The following is a 15,881-nucleotide window of genomic DNA, read 5'->3' on the forward strand; positions in this document are numbered from 1 at the left end:
GGTTCTCCGCACGGATGCGGAGGGTTGCTGTGCTTGGAACTGGTTGTTCCGACATCCGATGGATGCACATAGTCAAGCGCTTGACCGTTGCTCCACAAGAAGAGCCGTGAGCTCGACATCGAATCCCCGGCAAGTGCTTTCAGGCATTCTGGACACCCTCACCGCGTCAAGTCAAGCGCTTGACCGAAATCGATGGGATACTGTGCGCACGGCAGCGAGGGAAGGGCGGCACGATCGTGGTCACGATGCAGCAGGTCGCGGACCGGGCGAACGTGTCCATCTCCACGGTCTCTTTCGTGGTCAACGGCACGAAGCCGGTCACGCCGAAGACGCGGGAGCGCATCCTCAAGGCGATCGAGGAGCTGGGCTATCAGCGCAACAGCATGGCGAGGGCCCTCGCCAGTCGCAAGTCGCACGTGATCGCACTCATCTATCCGCTGCTCGACCACAGACACCACCACTCCTTCGTGGATGCCGCGGCCACCGCCGCCGAAGAGCTGGGCTACAGCCTCGTCTTGTGGCCCATCCACAGCGACAACGTGACGAAAGAGATCACCTCCCTCATCCAGGCGGGCTTCGCCGATGGCGTCATCCTCATGGAGGTGCAGATGGAGGACGAGCGCGTCCGGCATCTGCAACGTGCGAACGCGCCGTTCGCGCTGATCGGCCGCACTCGTGACCTTGACGGTATCGACTACGTCGACATCGATTTCGAGCGTTCGATCGAGACCGCGGTCGACGATCTCGCCCAGTTGGGGCACCGTGACATCTGCCTCGTTGTCGAGGACCTCAGCGGGACCCCCCTCGCCCGGTACAGCCCGCCCATCCGCACGGAGCAGGCCTTCAACGAGACGATCGCCTCTCGCGGGCTGTCCGGCACCGTGCTCCGAGTGAGCCACGACTCCGCGTCCGTGCTGCCGGTGACGGACGAGCTCGCACGCCGCGCGCCCAACGCAACGGCGGTGATCGCGGTGCACGACGAGGCGGCGTTCTCCCTCGTCAACACGCTGCAGCGTCGCGGCGTGCGCATCCCCGACGACATCTCGATCGTCGGTGTCGCCACCTCGACGGCGACGGGCGATCTGCTCACTCCACCCCTCACCACCTACCAGGCGCCGGGCAGCCCGCTGGGCCGACTGGCGGCCCAGGCGCTCATCGCCCGGCTCGAGGGGCGGATGGATGCAGCCACCCAGACGCGCATCCCGTGCTCCCTGCACGAGGGCGGATCCGTTGCGTCTGCACCCCGTGGTCGCGCTCCGCTGACGGAGCTGCTGGGGATGTGAGTCCCGCGTCCACCGTGCACCTCGAGCGCCTTCGGACTGCAGAAATGGCTCCAAACGCAACTGCGTGGAGCCATTTCTGCATCCCAAAGGGAGAGAGGACGGGGGGCCACCGGGAGCTCGTCGTCGCCGGCGCCGTGACGGGGCAGCGAGCAGGGCGTCCCGCAGATCCGCTGGCCGAGACCGATGTCGCAACTCGCCTGTACGCGACCCTTGACGTCTGATATGTTTGCTGTCGCAACAAATACTCATCGACGATGCTGAAGGATTCTTCTCATGGCAGTCACGCCCACGCGCGCAGACAAGTTCTCTTTCGGTCTCTGGACCGTCGGCTACAACGGCACCGACCCGTTCGGTGGCCCGACCCGTAACTCCCTCGACGTCGTGCACGTCGTCGAGAAGCTCGCCGAGCTCGGCGCGTACGGTCTCACCTTCCACGACGACGATCTGTTCGCCTTCGGGTCGAGCGACGCCGAGCGTCAGAAGCAGATCGACCGGCTCAAGGGCGCGCTCGCCGACACGGGCCTGATCGTGCCGATGGTCACGACCAACACGTTCTCCGCTCCGGTCTTCAAGGACGGTGGCGTCACCTCGAACGACCGTCAGGTGCGTCGCTACACGATCCGCAAGATCCTGCGTCAGCTCGAGCTGGGCGTTGAGCTCGGCGCGAAGACGTTCGTGATGTGGGGCGGACGCGAGGGTGCCGAGTACGACTCGGCCAAGAACATCCAGGCCGCTCTCGCCCGCTACAAGGAGGCCGTGGACTTCCTCGGCGACTACGTGCTGTCGCAGGGCTGGGACATCCGCTTCGCGATCGAGCCGAAGCCGAACGAACCGCGCGGTGACATCCTGCTGCCGACCCTCGGCCACGCGATCGCCTTCATCAACTCGCTCGAGCACCCCGAGCTCGTCGGCCTCAATCCCGAGGTCGGACACGAGACCATGGCCGGCCTGAACTTCACCTCCGGTGTCGCCCAGGCGCTGTACCACGGCAAGCTGTTCCACATCGACCTGAACGGCCAGCGCTCCATCAAGTACGACCAGGACCTCGCGTTCGGTCACGGCGACCTGCACAACGCGTTCGCCCTGGTCGACCTGCTCGAGCACGGCGGAGCGAACGGCGGACCGGCGTACGACGGCCCCCGCCACTTCGACTACAAGCCGAGCCGCACCGAGGACGAGTCGGGCGTGTGGGACTCTGCCAAGGCGAACATGGAGACCTATCTGCTCCTCAAGGAGCGTGCGGATGCCTTCCGCGCCGACCCCGAGGTGCAGGAGGCGCTCGAGGCCGCCAAGGTGTTCGAGCTCGAGCAGAACACGCTGAACGACGGCGAGACGATCGAGTCGATCAAGGCCGACCGCAGCGCCTGGGAGGACTTCGACACCGACGCCTACCTGAACGGCAAGGGCTTCGGCTTCGTGCGTCTGCAGCAGCTGGCCACCGAGCACCTGCTCGGCGCGCGCTGATCCGCCACTCCTAGGACGCGCAGCGCCCCAACCACCATCGAGTCAGGCGGCGGTCGACTCGCTCGACTGCCGCCTGACCCGTGCGGCCCCGGCCCGCGCCCTCCCCGCCCGGTCGTCCGCTGCGCTTCCAGCCCGGGTGTTCGAGTCCCTACTTCAGGACATGTGCGAACCTGAGCACATATACGGCTCCAGTCACCAAATATCCTGAAGTGGGCACCGGCGCCGCCGTCCACCGCATCGACTCCGCTGCGGACCGCCCGTCAGTGCCGCGCACCGCCCGCTCAGCGCCGCTGACGGTCCCCGCCGCACGGCGGCCGCTGCCACACCGCGAACTGCTCCCACCGCCAAAGGAACGTCCCATGACCCTCATCGCCGGTGTCGACTCGTCGACTCAGAGCTGCAAGATCGTCATCCGCGATCTGGAGACCGGTGCGCTGGTGCGCTCCGGCCGCGCGTCGCATCCGGATGGCACCGAGGTCGACCCCACAGCTTGGTGGGTCGCGCTCGGTCGGGCCATCGCCGACGCCGGCGGCCTCGACGGCGTCTCCGCCATCTCCGTCGGCGGACAACAGCACGGCATGGTTGTGTTGGATGCCGGCGGTCGCGTCATCCGCGACGCCCTGCTCTGGAACGACACCCGCAGTGCCGCGACGGCCGCCGCCCTCACCGAGGAGGTGGGTGCTGCGCAGTACGCCGAGCGTGCCGGCGCCGTGCCCGTCGCCTCTTTCACTGCGACGAAGCTTCGCTGGCTGCGGGATGCCGAGCCGGAGAACGCCGCGCGCGTCGCCGCCGTCGCGCTCCCGCACGACTGGCTGACCTGGCGCCTGCTCGGTTACGGCCCGGCCGACGATTCGCCCCTCGGCCCCGACCTCGACGCGCTGGTCACCGATCGCTCGGATGCCTCGGGCACCGCGTACTGGTCGCCGCGCGACGACGGATACGACTTCGACCTGTTCGAGCGTGCGCTCGGGCGTCCCGGCCGCGAGGCGCGAGGCACGGATGCCGGCGACTCCGTGAGAGACGCGGCATTCGAGGGCGCGACGGCCGTGAATGACGCGGATGAGGCATCCGTCGTCGTGCTGCCGCGCGTGCTCCGCCCGGCCGATTCCGCGGGGACCACCGTTGCGCAGGACGGCGCCGTGAACGTGCCGTCGGGCCTCATCGTCGGCCCCGGTGCCGGGGACAACGCGGGGGCTGCGCTCGGGCTGGGGGCGGCATCCGGTGACGTCATCGTGTCGCTCGGCACGAGCGGAACCGTCTTCGCCGTGACAGACGCTTCGGCGCACGACGCCACCGGCGCCGTCGCGGGATTCGCGGATGCCTCCGGCCGCTTCCTCCCGCTCGTCGCGACCCTGAACGCGGCGCGCGTCCTCGGCTCGATCGCCGATCTGCTCGACGTGGACTTCGCCGACTTCGCGGAGCTGGCGCTGCGTGCGCCGGCCGGATCCGAGGGGGTCGTGCTGGTTCCCTACTTCGAGGGCGAACGTACGCCGAACCTGCCGGACGCGAAAGCCAGCCTGCACGGGCTGACGATCGCATCGAGCCGTCGCGAGAACATCGCACGTGCCGCGGTCGAGGGAATGCTGAGCGGACTCGCCGCCGGACTCGACGCCGTGCGCGCGGTCGGGGTGCGCGAGCAGCGCCTGCTGCTGGTGGGCGGTGCCACGCTGAATCCGGCCGTGCAGGCCGTCGCCGCCCAGGTGTTCGACGCTCCCGTCGTCATCCCGGCGCCCGGAGAATACGTCGCCAACGGCGCCGCGGCGCAGGCTGCGTGGGTGCTGACCGGCGTGCGCCCCGAGTGGCCGCTCGACGTTGTGGCGGAGCCGGAGCCCGACCACCGGCCCGTCATCCGCGAGCAGTACGCGCGATACGCGGGCGTCGTGGCGGAGCATCCGACCGCGGACTGAGGTCGCGCCGATCTCCAACGCGCGTCGGCCCTGTCGCGATGTCCAGCACACGTCCGCCCTGATCCGATCTCCGGCCCAGCTTCCACCGTTGACGCCCCACGAAGAAACATGGGAAACTCTCACCATTTACGAGGGGGAGTCATGGGTGGACACGAACATATCGGTGGCTTGGCGCCAGTCGGTGGACCGATCTCAGAGCAGGCGAAGCACATCGGGGAGCACCTCGAGGTGAAGCCGGACCCGGAGGGACGGTTCTCGTCGTTGGTGGTGAACGGCACGCGGGAGGATCTGCCCGCAGCTCGCATCGTGGCTCAACCGGACAACACGTCGTTCGACTCGGCTGCAGAGATCACCGGCGCCGTCACCGTGCACGGCGCCGTCGTCGTCGACGACTTCCGCGGCGCCCTGGCGGGAAACTCCGGCCGCCTCCGCGTACACGGCTCGGTCGACGTCGCGGATGATGTACGAGTCCTCTACGGCCCTCAGCACGAGGGTGAGATCGAAGGATCGAACAACGGCGTCACGGTCGGCGAGATCTATTCGGAGCTCATCCGGCTGCGCACCGAGCACTACAAGCTGCTCATGTACCTCGACCACATGCACGTGATCAACCGGTTCGCCATGGACGACTGGGAGAAGCAGCAGAACCCGTGACGCAGCCGATTCCTTGAGCGCCGTACTGCATCGCCACCCCGTCGAGGTGCAGCAGCGGTGTCGTCATCTCAGGCCCCCGTCGGTGCGACATGCTCGGCCTCGGCGTTGGCGCCGTCGGACCGGGCAGTGTCGGCGTTGGCAGTGTCGGAGTGGGCCGCGTCCCCGTGTCCACCGAACGGCCGCCCACGCTTCGGCGTTTCCGTGCTCAGCGGCAGCGGCGCCTTCACGGACTTTGCGGCCCGCGCCAGTCTGCCCTCAGTGTGGTCCAGCCAGCGCAGCTCCCCATCGAGGCTGAAGATCTGCCCATCAACGATCAGCAGGTATGCGAGATCCTCGGCCGTCTTCGGCTCGTCGATCGCCTCTTTCGTGCGGGTGAGGTCACGAAGCAGGCCGAGGGTCGACATCCGCTGCACCTGCACCACCTGCGCGACATCCACGCCGGGCAGGGTGGATGCGATGGCGAGCTTGATCGCGAACTCGTCGCGGGTGGCGCTCTGCCGGTCGACGGGCGACGTCAGCCAGGCGCCGACGGACGCGTGGCCGGCATCCGTGATCTCGAAATAGGCCCGTCCGTCGTGATCGGACTCGCCCTTGGCGACGAGGCCGTCGCGCTCGAGGCGCTCAAGGGTCTGGTAGATCTGCCCGACGTTGAGCGGCCAGGTGCCGCCGGTGCGGCGATCGAACTCGCTGCGCAGCTGGTAGCCGTAGCAAGGACCCTGGTCCAGGATCGCGAGGAGGCTCTGACGAATCGACATGTGAGCTTTATATACCGCGTAAGTGCATACTCGCAATAGCATGACGGATGCGTGCGGCCGCGTTCGTGTGCATCTCGCGATGCCACGCTCACCCAGATGAAGCGACCGTCGTGCGTTGCCTCACGAGCTCGGTGATTCCGGCGCCCTGACCAGGCCGACTGTGCGTTCGTGGCGTGGGCGTACGTCGAACTCACTCAGGATTCCATCACGCGTGAACGCGGGCGCTGCCTGAGGCCCGTAGTGTTGGCGAGTCGATCGGATGAGAGGACAGTCTGTGATCGGAGAGTCGGACCACCGTCCGTGGGGAACGTGGACGATCCTCGACGAGGGTGCGGGGTTCAAGACGAAACGCATCGAGGTGAACCCCCGGTCACGACTCTCGTACCAGACGCACGAGCATCGCGCCGAGGTGTGGGTCGTCGCCTCGGGTGTCGCCGCGGCGGTCATCGACGGCGAGACCGTCACGGCTCAGGTCGGCCAGACGATCCACATCGCGATCGGACAACCGCATCGCATCGTCAACGATCAGGACGAGCCGCTGGTCATCATCGAGGTGCAGTTGGGCGACTACCTCGGCGAAGACGACATCGTGCGACTCGAGGACGACTTCGGGCGCGTGTGATCGGGTGAGCACGGGAGCGGTCGCGCGGCGGCGAGGAACGTTGCCTCCCGATGGGTCTCGCCAACCTCGACGCCGCCTCCGATCAGGCGATGGAATCCGAGTGGATTCTCGTCAGTCGGACCGTTCACGCTCACCGCATGACGACTGCCGTCCGCATTCGGGGCGATGAGCATCGCCTTGACACGGATGAGGGAGGGATCGACGGGCACGAATCGATCATGGCAGCGCCGGCAGTAGTGTCACGGCCTGTTCCGGCACCCCACTACATCCCTCCTTCGTGAGCGTTCTGAAGACTCGTAGAGCCCGCGCGGGGTGGATGCCTTGGCACACTTTTCGAGCGGAGACGAGCATCGGTCGACCGGCCGACCAGACCCCTGAGCTGCCCCCTACGCCTCCGCCAGCTCGTGCATCCGCTCGAGGTAGTCGTCCGGCGTGGTGTCGTCGACGATGCGGCCGGCCGAGACGACGAGCACGCGCTGCACCCAGTGCAGCGACTGCGGCCGGTGCGTCACGACGAGTGTGGTCCGTCCGCGGGCGATGAGCCGCATGGCCCGGTCGACGCGACGCTCGCTGGAGAGGTCGAGGTTGGACGTCGCCTCGTCGAGGATGAGGATCCTCGGGTCGACGATCAGCGCCCTGGCCAGGCAGATCAGCTGGCGCTGACCGTTGGAGAGCGAGCGTCCGCGTTCCGTGACGATCTCGTGGTATCCGCCGGGCAGGCGTGAGATGAACTCGTGCGCGCCGACGATCCGTGCGGCGGCCTCGACCTCGGCATCCGTCGCATCCGGCACGGCGTAGGCGATGTTGTCGCGCACCGAACGCGTGAACAGGAACGGCTCCTGGGGCACGTATCCGAGGCGGTGGCGGTATTCGGCGGAGTCGAGACTCTGCAGGTCCTTGCCGTCGACGAGGATGCGTCCCTCCGTCGGATCGTAGAACCGTGTGACGAGCTTGATCGTCGTCGACTTGCCTGCGCCGGTCTGGCCGACGAAGGCGACCCGCTGGCCGGCCGGAACGTGCAGGTCGACGCGGCTGAGGGCATCCGTCGTCGTGCCGGCGTAGCGGAGCCGAACACCCTCGAGACGGATGTCGCCCACCAGCCGCTCCACCGGCTGCGGGTCGAGCGACTCCGGGGTCGATGACGGAAGTCCCAGCAGCTCGCGGATGCGCACGAGCCCCGCCCGAGCGCGTTGGTACGCGTCGAACACCGTCGACATCTGCTGCACGGGCGCGAACACCTGCGCCAGGTACAGGAGGAACGCGAGCAGTGTTCCGATGCCCAGTCCGCCGGTCTGGATGAGCAGGAATCCGACGCCGAGCACGGCGATGGTCGCTGCGGTGGAGAGGAACTCCACCGAGGCGACGTACACCGTGTTGGCGAACGCGCTGCGCTGCGCCCACCAGATGAACTGGCGTCCGAGCGCGGCGAAGTCGTCGAGGTTGCGGGCTTCGCGCCGGTACGCCTGCGTGACGCGGATGCCCGCCATCGACTCGGCGAGGTCGGTGTTCAGCATCGACGCCCGCTCGCGCAGCTCGTCGTACGCGACGGAGGCGATGCGCCGGTACCACCACGTGACACCGGCCGCCAGGGGGATGACGCAGAGCACCACGAGCGCGAGCCGCCAGTCGAGCACGGAGATCACCACGGCCATACCGGCGAAGGTCAGCACCGCCATGATGAGGTTGATGACGCCGGTCTGGAACAACTGGCCGATCGAGTCGATGTCCGATGTCATCCGTGTCATGATGCGCCCGGTCTGCGTGCGGTCGTAGAAGTCGATGCCGAGCCGCTGCAGCTGGCCGTAGACGCGGGTACGCATGGCCAGCAGGAGCCGTTCCGACGTGCGCTGCGTCCACAGCTGCGCGTTCCTCTGGTCGAAGAACAGCGCGACGGTCAGCAGCACGGCGATCACGAAGACGACGAGCAGCATCGGAACGGACTTGCCGAGCATGCCGGCGTCGACCCCCTGCCGGATGATCAGCGGGTTGACCAGCCCGATGAGCACCTGGATCACGACGAACACGAGACCGACCGCGAATCCCTTGCCGTACGGACGCAGGAATCTGCCCAGCCGGAACGGCTCGCGGTTCTTGCTCTCGGCGTGCATGTCCACGCCCGGTTCGTCATGGAACTCCGGCAGTGCTGCGATCCTCGCCTTCACTGCGGGCGACGTGCTCAGGTCGAGCAGGCCCGCCTGCTGCGGACGCGACGGATGCCACGCCACCGGCGAGGCGGCGAACCGACCGGTCCGCGCATCCTCGAGCAGCGCACCGGCGTCGGAGTCATCGTCGGATGCCAGATCACCGAACAGCTCGCGGTACAGGGCGCTGCGCTCGAACAGTTCCTCGTGGGTGCCGGTGTCGGCGACGCGTCCGGCATCCATCAGGACGACGCGATCCGCCATCCGCACCGTCGACTCGCGGTAGGCGATGATGATCGTCGTTCGCGCGTCGAGGAACGGACCGAGGTTCGCGTGGATGTCCCGCTCGACGCTCACGTCGACGGAGCTGGTCGCGTCGTCCAGCAGCAGGATCTCCGGATCCGTGAGGATGGCCCTGGCGAGCGCGACACGCTGACGCTGTCCGCCCGAGAGCGTCATCCCCTGTTCTCCGATGATCGTGTCGTAGCCGTCGGGCGTCTCCATGATGAAGTCGTGCGCCATCGCGGCACGGGCGGCGCGCTCGATGGTCGCCGGCGTGGCATCCGGGACGCCGTAGGCGATGTTCGACGCGATGGTGTCGGAGAACAAGAAGCTGTTCTCGAACACCACGCCCACGCGGGATCGGAGTCGCGCGATGGGCTGTTCGCGCACGTCGACGCCGTCCACGAGCACACGCCCGCCGTCGACGTCGTAGAAGCGCGGCACGAGATGGTTCAGGGTCGATTTGCCGGAGCCGATCGTGCCGACCAGCGCGACCGACTCCCCGGGTGCGACCCGCAGCGAGAAGCCGGCGAGCACCGGACGGTCGTCCGACTCGTCGTAGCGGAAGTCCACGTCCTCGAACACGATCTCGCCGTCCGAGCGCTCCGGCGAGATCGGATCCTGCACCTCGGTGAGGGTCGGCGCCAGGTCGAGCACCTGGCCGATCCTCTCGATCGCGGCCTCGCACTGGGGCATGTTGCTCAGCACCATGCCCACCGTCTGAGCGGATCCGGCGAGCCCCGTGAGATAGCCCGTGAAGGCGAGGAAGACGCCCACCTGGATGTCGCCCATGAGCACGAACACGCCGCCGACGAGCAGGATCACCGCGATGCCGAGCTGAGGTCCCGTGGCCAGGGACGCCGAGAACGGAGCACGCAGGCGGATTGCACGCACTCGCGCTCGGTACATGTCGCGGAGCGCTCCGTGCAGACGTCCGCTCTCCTGAGCCTCCTGTCCGAATCCGCGCACGACCCGCACACCCGTCATCGACTCTTCGACCTGGGTCGTCATGTCGGCCTCGAGCTGCTGGGCCTGCCAGCCGGCCGCGTGGGCGTTGCGGCGCATCCGCTGGGTCACCACGAACACGCCGGCGATGATGACCACGACGATCGCGGCGAGGATCGGCGACAACGTGACCATGACGACGACCGAGACGAGGGCGCCGACGATGGTGGAGACGAGCTGCGGGAACCAACCGATGAGGATCTGCACCCACAGCAGGTCGGAGCTGGCGCGTGACACGAGCTGTCCGCTCTGCAGCTGCGAGTGTCCGGCGAAGTCGAGCTTCTGCAGGGCGTCGTACATGCCGTTGCGCATGTCGTACTGCACGGCGTACGACGCCTTGGCGCCGAGGTAACGCCAGGAGAACGACAGCCCGAGCACCACGAGGCCGACGGATCCCATGACGATGAGCCACGGCAGGATCGGCACGTCGTGCTTCACGATCGCGTCGTCGACGATGACCTGCTGGATCCACGGCAGCATCGACACGAGCACCGCGTACACCGCGGCGAGTCCCATCGCGGATCCCACGAGCACGCGGTGACGGATGAGGAGGGGAAGAATCCGCCTGCGCCACTCGGCTCCGACGGAGTGCGTGGCCGCGGCATCCCGCGCCTGTGCGGGCGACTCATCGGTCGTCCGGCCCGGAACGGCCCGCGACCCGGGAGGAGCGGATGCAGCAGTCGCCGTCCCGGTTTCCGGGCCCTGGCCCGAGGCCGGGGAGTGCGGCTCCTGTCGGATTCCGGTCGAGCCGACGGCTGCCGACGGGCGTCCGTCATCCGACCGGTGGCCGGTGACCGGCGGCCTTCCTCCGCGGCGGCGCGTTCGCCTGTTCGGTGCGACGGTCGGGATCTCACGGGTGGACGGGGACACGGAAAGCACGCTCCAATGGCGTCGAGAGCTGCGCGGCGATGCCTGCGCAGAGAAGAAGAGAGACGGGACGGAATCCCGCGAGGAGGAAGGGACGGTCAGCCACGACGTCCGGCGCCGTGACGCGACGATCGGGGGCGATGGCCCGACGACCGTCGGCACTGACGAATCAGGGCAGAATCACCTGGCAACACCGGCTTCGGATGATCGTGAACGGTCACGGGACAGATTCTCTATTGAACCAGGACAGTGATAAACGTGATGGCCAGAGCCCTACTTATTCACACATCCAATGCCAGTCAGTGACGACTGCCATGGAGGATCCGCGCGGAGAAGCGGCAATCCGGTCCGACGCGCCGCGTCCTGCAGTCAGGACTCGGCGCGTCGGACCGGATTGCCGCTGTTCCAAACGGCGCCGGTTGAACCGATGCCGTGTCGTTCGCCCGTGCTACCCCTTCACGGCCCCGGTGAGCCCGCCGACGATACGGCGCTCGAAGATGGAGAAGAACAGCAGTGCCGGCAGCATCGAGAGCGACGTGAACGCCAGCACCTTCGCGGTGTCCTGCGAGTACTGGGACGAGAACGCCTGCACGCCAAGCGGCAGGGTGAAGTTGCCCTGCGAGTTGAGGATGTACAGCGGCAGCACGTAGTTGTTCCACGCGCCGACGAACGCCAGGATCCCCACCGTCACCACACCGGGCAGCGACAACGGGATCACCATGCGGAAGAAGAATCCGAGTCGGCTCGCACCGTCGATCGACGCCGCCTCCTCGATCTCGTTCGGGATCGCCTTGAGGAACGGCACCATGATGATGACCGTCGTCGGGAGTGCGAACGCGATCTGCGGGATCGCGACGCCCATCAGGTTGTCCACGAGACCGAGATCCTTGATCACGATGTAGAGCGGCGTGATGGCGATCACCAGCGGGAACATGAGGCCGGCGGCGAAGAGCGAGTACATCGCGCCCTTGCCTTTGAACTCGTAGCGGGCGAGAACGAAGCTCACCATGATGCCGAGCACGACCGTGCCGACGGTCGTCACGATCGCGACGATGGCCGAGTTCGCGAACTCGCCCCAGAAGGTCGACGATGCGAGCACGTCGGTGTAGTTGCTGAACACCCACGGGTTCGGCAGGCCGGACGGGCTCGTCGTGATCTGTGCGTTGGTGCGGAACCCGCCGAACACGATGTACAGCACGGGCGCGATGCAGACCGCGATGAAGATCAACGCGATGAAATAGGTGAACGGATGTCCCCATCCGCGCGGCGCGTCCCTCTTGTCTGCACCACGTGCCTGGCGCTTCTTCGATGCGGGTGGTGCGGCAACCGTCGTCGCACTCATCACTTGACTCCCTCGGTGACGGCGCCCTGAAGATCACGGCGCAGGACGAAGCGCTGGTAGAGCAGCGCGATGATGAGCGAGATCACGAACATGACGACCGCGACGGCGTTGCCGTAACCGAAGTTGCCCGAATTGCGTCCGTTCGCGACCATGTACGTCGCCATGGTCGAGGTGCCGGCGGTCGAGGCGATGTACTGGCCCCAGATGATGTAGACGAGGTCGAACAGCTGCAGCGATCCGATGATCGACAGGAACGCCCAGATGCGGATCGTCGGCCCGAGCAGCGGCAGCGTGATGCGACGCTGGATCTGCCAGTACGACGCCCCGTCGATCTGCGCGGCCTCGAAGAGCTCCTCGGGGATCGACTGCAGCCCGGCGAGCATCAGGATGACCGCGAAGCCGATGTACTTCCACGAGATGATCACCAGCAGCGACCAGATCGCGATGTTCGGGTCGGAGAGCCATCCGGTCTTGAGGAAACCGAGCCCCATGTTCTGCAGCAGGTCGTTGACGGCGCCGTTGCTCTGCAGCATCAGGCTCCATCCGGTGCCGACGATGACCTCGGAGATGACGTACGGAACGAAGATCAGCACGCGGATGACAGACCGTCCGCGAATCTTCTGATTCAGGAGCAGCGCGAGGATGATCGCCAGCGGCCCCTGGATCACCAGTGACAGCACGGCGATGATCAGGTTGTGCCAGAGGACGGCGTGGAACTCGGGATCCGTGAGGATCAGCCAGTAGTTCTGCAGGCCGACGAAGTCGGTGGCCGGGCCGTAACCGTGCCACCGGAAGAAGCCGTAGTAGGCGGCGAGCGCGACCGGGAAGATCACGAACGCCACGAAGACGATGATCGCGGGGCCGGAGAGCAGCGCGATCTCGAGCCGCATGCGCCCTCTGCCTCCACGGCGTCTGCGGGCACGCGGCGAGGTCGGGGACGCGGTGACCGCGTCCCCGACCGTGGAGGTGCCCTGCGACCGGCTGCCTACGGCAGTTTCAGTGCCCAGGGTGGTGCTCATTGTTGCCGATCAGCCCTTCGCCGCCGCGGAGTTGGTGTCCTTGACGATGTCGGCCGCGGTGCCCTTGCCTGCGAGCAGGTTGACGACCGCGGTGTTCATCGCGTTGCCGACGTTCTGGCCGTACAGCGTGTCGAGGTACTGGGATGCGTACGCCGCCTTGTTGAAGGCCTGCAGCGCGGAGACGTTGTACGAGGCGGTCACGACACCCTGCGCGTCCTTGTTCACCGGGATGGAGTCGAACGCGGTGGCGTAGGCCTCCTGCTGCTCCTTGGTGACGAGGAACTCGAGGAAGTCGGTGGCCTCCTTGGGCGCGTTCTTCGAGACGGAGTATCCGTCGATGCCGCCGAGCAGCGCGGTGGAGTCGCCCTTGCCGCCGTCGATCGCCGGGAACGGGAACCAACCGAGGTCGGACGGCACCTTCTGGTCGGCGGTGAGGCCGGCCATCACGCCCGGGTCCCAGCTGCCCATGAGCTCCATGGCGGCCTTGTGGTTGGCCACCAGTCCGGCAGAGGATCCGGCGCCCTGCTGGGCGGAGGTCGTGAGGAATCCGGAGTTGAAGGGGTCCGACTTCAGGAAGGAGGCGAGGTCGTTGCCGGCCTTGGTCCAGCATCCGTCGGAGAACTTGAGGTCCTTCGCGGTCGAGGCCATGGTCTTCTGGCTGCACTCGCGCAGGGCGAAGTTGTAGTACCAGTGCGCGGCGGGCCACGCATCCTTCGCGCCGACGGCGATCGCATCGACACCGCTCGCCTTGAGCTTGGCGACGTCTGCGGTCAGCTCACCGATGGTGGCCGGCGTCTCGGTGATGCCGGCTTTCTCGAACAGGTCCTTGCTGTAGTAGATGCCCTCTGGGAGGAAGTCGAGCGGCATGGCGTAGACCTTGCCGTCGATGGACGAGCCGGCGAGGGCTGCGGCACCCGCGTTGGTCTTCGCCGTCGATGAGAGGTCGAGCGCCTGGATCTGGTCCGCGTCGACCATGGCCTGCATCTTGCCGCCGCCGCGCTGCAGGAAGATGTCCGGCGCGGAGTTGGAGTTCAGTGCGGTCTGGAGCTTGCCGTCCAGGTCTTCGTTCTGGATCGACTGCGGCTTGATCGTCACGTTCGGGTGAGCCTTGTGATAGGCGGCTGCCGCGTCCTCGAAGAACTTCTGGCCGGGGCCGGTCGTCGAGTTGTCCCACAACGTGATGGTGACCTTGCCGTTGTCGGACGCGGCGCTTCCGTTGCCACTCGAGGCACACCCGGCGGTTGCGAGCACGAGGCCCGCGCCGACCGCGATCGCAGCGAGACTGCGCATCTTCTTCATGTGTTCAGTACTCCTTGGTCATCGTTGACATGTCTGGCAGAGGGGGATCTCCGGACGAGATCTGCTGTGCTCGCCCGAAATCTGCAAAACGATTTCGATAACGTTTTCTATCACTGTTGCCGCGGATGTGCGAATCGCCGGATCGCATTACCCGGTCCTGTACTGTGAACGGATGATCGCTGACGTCGACGCGGCCCGCTCGGGCTCGAGGGTGACCATCACCGACGTCGCGCGGGTCGCCGGCGTCTCGGTCGCAACGGTGTCGAAGGTGATCAACGAGCGCTACGGAGTGGCGCCGGCCACGATCGAGAAGGTCACCAGAGTGGTCGAGGAGCTCGGGTACGAGTCATCCCTGGTGGCCAGCAGCCTGCGCAGGCACCGCACGAACGTGATCGGCATTCTGGTGGCCGGGTTCGAGCCGTACTCGGTTGAGCTGCTGAAGGGCGTCTCGGCCGCGGCGCACGACACGCAGTACGAACTGCTCGCCTATTCCGGTCCGTTGACGGATGTCGCTCCCTCCGGCTGGGAGCGCCGCTCGCTCTCGCGTCTGGCCGGCACGCTCATCGACGGCGCGATCGTCGTCACGCCGACGGAGACGCTGCCGACCACGAGCATCCCCGTCGTCGCGATCGACCCGCACGCTGGCAAGGGCGGACCGGCCACCGTTGACTCGGACAACCGCAAGGGAGCCCGCACGGCCACCGAGTACCTCATCGGGCTCGGGCATCAACGCATCGCCCACATCCAGGGACGCGGCGACCTCGAGTCGTCACGGCTGCGCGAGCTCGGCTACCGGGACGCTCTGAAGAACGCCGGAATACCGTTCGACGAAGCCCTCCTCGCGAAGGGCGAGTATCGGCAGGGCGACGCGGAAGACGCGGCCCGCGCGCTGCTGGCGCTGTCGGATCCGCCCACCGCGATCTTCGCCGCGAACGACCTCTCCGCCCTCGGAGTGCTGCACGTCGCCGAGGAGCTGGGACTCGAGGTGCCGGGCGACCTCTCCGTGATGGGATACGACGACATCCCCGACGCGGCGAGCTCATCTCCCCCGCTGACGACCATCGCCCAGCCGCTCGCACGCATGGGCGCCGAGGCCCTGCAGATGCTCACCAAACTCCTCGCGGGCAAGGATGCCGCCCGTCACCGCCACCTGCAGGCCCGGCTCGTCGTGCGCGGCACGACGGACGCGCCACCACACTCGGCCGCTGCGCAGGCCTGACGGGCCGTGCGGGAAATCGGAT

11 protein-coding genes are annotated in these 15,881 nt (G+C 67.1%); 6 read left to right on the forward strand and 5 right to left on the reverse strand.

The genetic code is table 11. The annotated features are described in order from the left end of the window. Nucleotides 1-179 precede the first annotated feature (179 nt). From ACX9R5_RS16900 to ACX9R5_RS16915, 4 genes are all read left to right on the forward strand, one after another. Nucleotides 180-1,283 carry a LacI family DNA-binding transcriptional regulator gene (locus tag ACX9R5_RS16900; RefSeq protein ID WP_459410222.1) on the forward strand — a complete coding sequence of 368 codons (1,104 nt, stop codon included), beginning with the start codon at nucleotides 180-182 and terminating at the stop codon, nucleotides 1,281-1,283. Nucleotides 1,284-1,556: 273 nt separating this feature from the next. Beyond that, the gene (gene xylA, locus ACX9R5_RS16905; RefSeq protein ID WP_459410223.1) at nucleotides 1,557-2,747 is read left to right on the forward strand and encodes a xylose isomerase; all 1,191 of its coding nucleotides are present in this window, start codon (nucleotides 1,557-1,559) and stop codon (nucleotides 2,745-2,747) included. A gap of 359 nt (nucleotides 2,748-3,106) precedes the next feature. Then, nucleotides 3,107-4,654: an FGGY family carbohydrate kinase gene (locus ACX9R5_RS16910; RefSeq protein WP_459410224.1), complete on the forward strand. Its 1,548-nt coding sequence runs from the start codon at nucleotides 3,107-3,109 to the stop codon at nucleotides 4,652-4,654. A gap of 168 nt (nucleotides 4,655-4,822) precedes the next feature. Further along, entirely contained in the window at nucleotides 4,823-5,308 is a 486-nt protein-coding gene (locus ACX9R5_RS16915; RefSeq protein WP_459410225.1) for a hypothetical protein, read from the forward strand. 68 nt (nucleotides 5,309-5,376) lie between these two features. On the opposite strand, the gene ACX9R5_RS16920 is transcribed toward ACX9R5_RS16915, so the two are convergent. Beyond that, nucleotides 5,377-6,063: a PadR family transcriptional regulator gene (locus ACX9R5_RS16920; protein ID WP_459410226.1), complete on the reverse strand. Its 687-nt coding sequence runs from the start codon at nucleotides 6,061-6,063 to the stop codon at nucleotides 5,377-5,379. Nucleotides 6,064-6,322: 259 nt separating this feature from the next. Between ACX9R5_RS16920 and ACX9R5_RS16925 the strand changes: the two genes are divergently transcribed. Next, nucleotides 6,323-6,685 (forward strand): phosphomannose isomerase type II C-terminal cupin domain, encoded by a 363-nt coding sequence (locus ACX9R5_RS16925; RefSeq protein ID WP_459410227.1) that lies wholly within the window; start codon nucleotides 6,323-6,325, stop codon nucleotides 6,683-6,685. Nucleotides 6,686-7,071: 386 nt separating this feature from the next. On the opposite strand, the gene ACX9R5_RS16930 is transcribed toward ACX9R5_RS16925, so the two are convergent. The 4 genes from ACX9R5_RS16930 to ACX9R5_RS16945 form a co-directional block, all read right to left on the reverse strand. Further along, nucleotides 7,072-10,983, reverse strand: coding sequence for an ABC transporter ATP-binding protein (locus ACX9R5_RS16930; RefSeq protein WP_459410228.1), 3,912 nt, complete (start codon nucleotides 10,981-10,983; stop codon nucleotides 7,072-7,074). 445 nt (nucleotides 10,984-11,428) lie between these two features. Further along, complete coding sequence (locus ACX9R5_RS16935; protein WP_459410229.1) at nucleotides 11,429-12,322, reverse strand: carbohydrate ABC transporter permease; 894 nt, start codon at nucleotides 12,320-12,322, stop codon at nucleotides 11,429-11,431. Then, the gene (locus ACX9R5_RS16940) at nucleotides 12,322-13,341 is read right to left on the reverse strand and encodes a carbohydrate ABC transporter permease (protein ID WP_459410230.1); all 1,020 of its coding nucleotides are present in this window, start codon (nucleotides 13,339-13,341) and stop codon (nucleotides 12,322-12,324) included. Before ACX9R5_RS16940 ends, ACX9R5_RS16935 begins: the two co-directional genes overlap by 1 nt. Nucleotides 13,342-13,350: 9 nt before the next feature. After that, nucleotides 13,351-14,640, reverse strand: coding sequence for an ABC transporter substrate-binding protein (locus ACX9R5_RS16945; RefSeq protein WP_459410231.1), 1,290 nt, complete (start codon nucleotides 14,638-14,640; stop codon nucleotides 13,351-13,353). Nucleotides 14,641-14,812: 172 nt separating this feature from the next. On the opposite strand from ACX9R5_RS16945, the gene ACX9R5_RS16950 reads away from it, so the two are divergent. Continuing rightward, the gene (locus tag ACX9R5_RS16950; protein WP_459410232.1) at nucleotides 14,813-15,859 is read left to right on the forward strand and encodes a LacI family DNA-binding transcriptional regulator; all 1,047 of its coding nucleotides are present in this window, start codon (nucleotides 14,813-14,815) and stop codon (nucleotides 15,857-15,859) included. Nucleotides 15,860-15,881: the final 22 nt, after the last annotated feature.

The sequence above is a fragment of the Rathayibacter sp. CAU 1779 genome, assembly GCF_054551755.1.

Coding starts and splice junctions, on each gene's coding strand:
- ACX9R5_RS16910 (WP_459410224.1), top strand. CDS start 3,107: ATGACCCTCATCGCCGGTGTCGACTCGTCGACTCAGAGCTGCAAGATC.
- ACX9R5_RS16945 (WP_459410231.1), bottom strand. CDS start 14,640: ATGAAGAAGATGCGCAGTCTCGCTGCGATCGCGGTCGGCGCGGGCCTC.
- ACX9R5_RS16950 (WP_459410232.1), top strand. CDS start 14,813: ATGATCGCTGACGTCGACGCGGCCCGCTCGGGCTCGAGGGTGACCATC.
- ACX9R5_RS16925 (WP_459410227.1), top strand. CDS start 6,323: ATGAGAGGACAGTCTGTGATCGGAGAGTCGGACCACCGTCCGTGGGGA.
- ACX9R5_RS16920 (WP_459410226.1), bottom strand. CDS start 6,063: ATGTCGATTCGTCAGAGCCTCCTCGCGATCCTGGACCAGGGTCCTTGC.
- xylA (WP_459410223.1), top strand. CDS start 1,557: ATGGCAGTCACGCCCACGCGCGCAGACAAGTTCTCTTTCGGTCTCTGG.
- ACX9R5_RS16940 (WP_459410230.1), bottom strand. CDS start 13,341: ATGAGCACCACCCTGGGCACTGAAACTGCCGTAGGCAGCCGGTCGCAG.
- ACX9R5_RS16935 (WP_459410229.1), bottom strand. CDS start 12,322: ATGAGTGCGACGACGGTTGCCGCACCACCCGCATCGAAGAAGCGCCAG.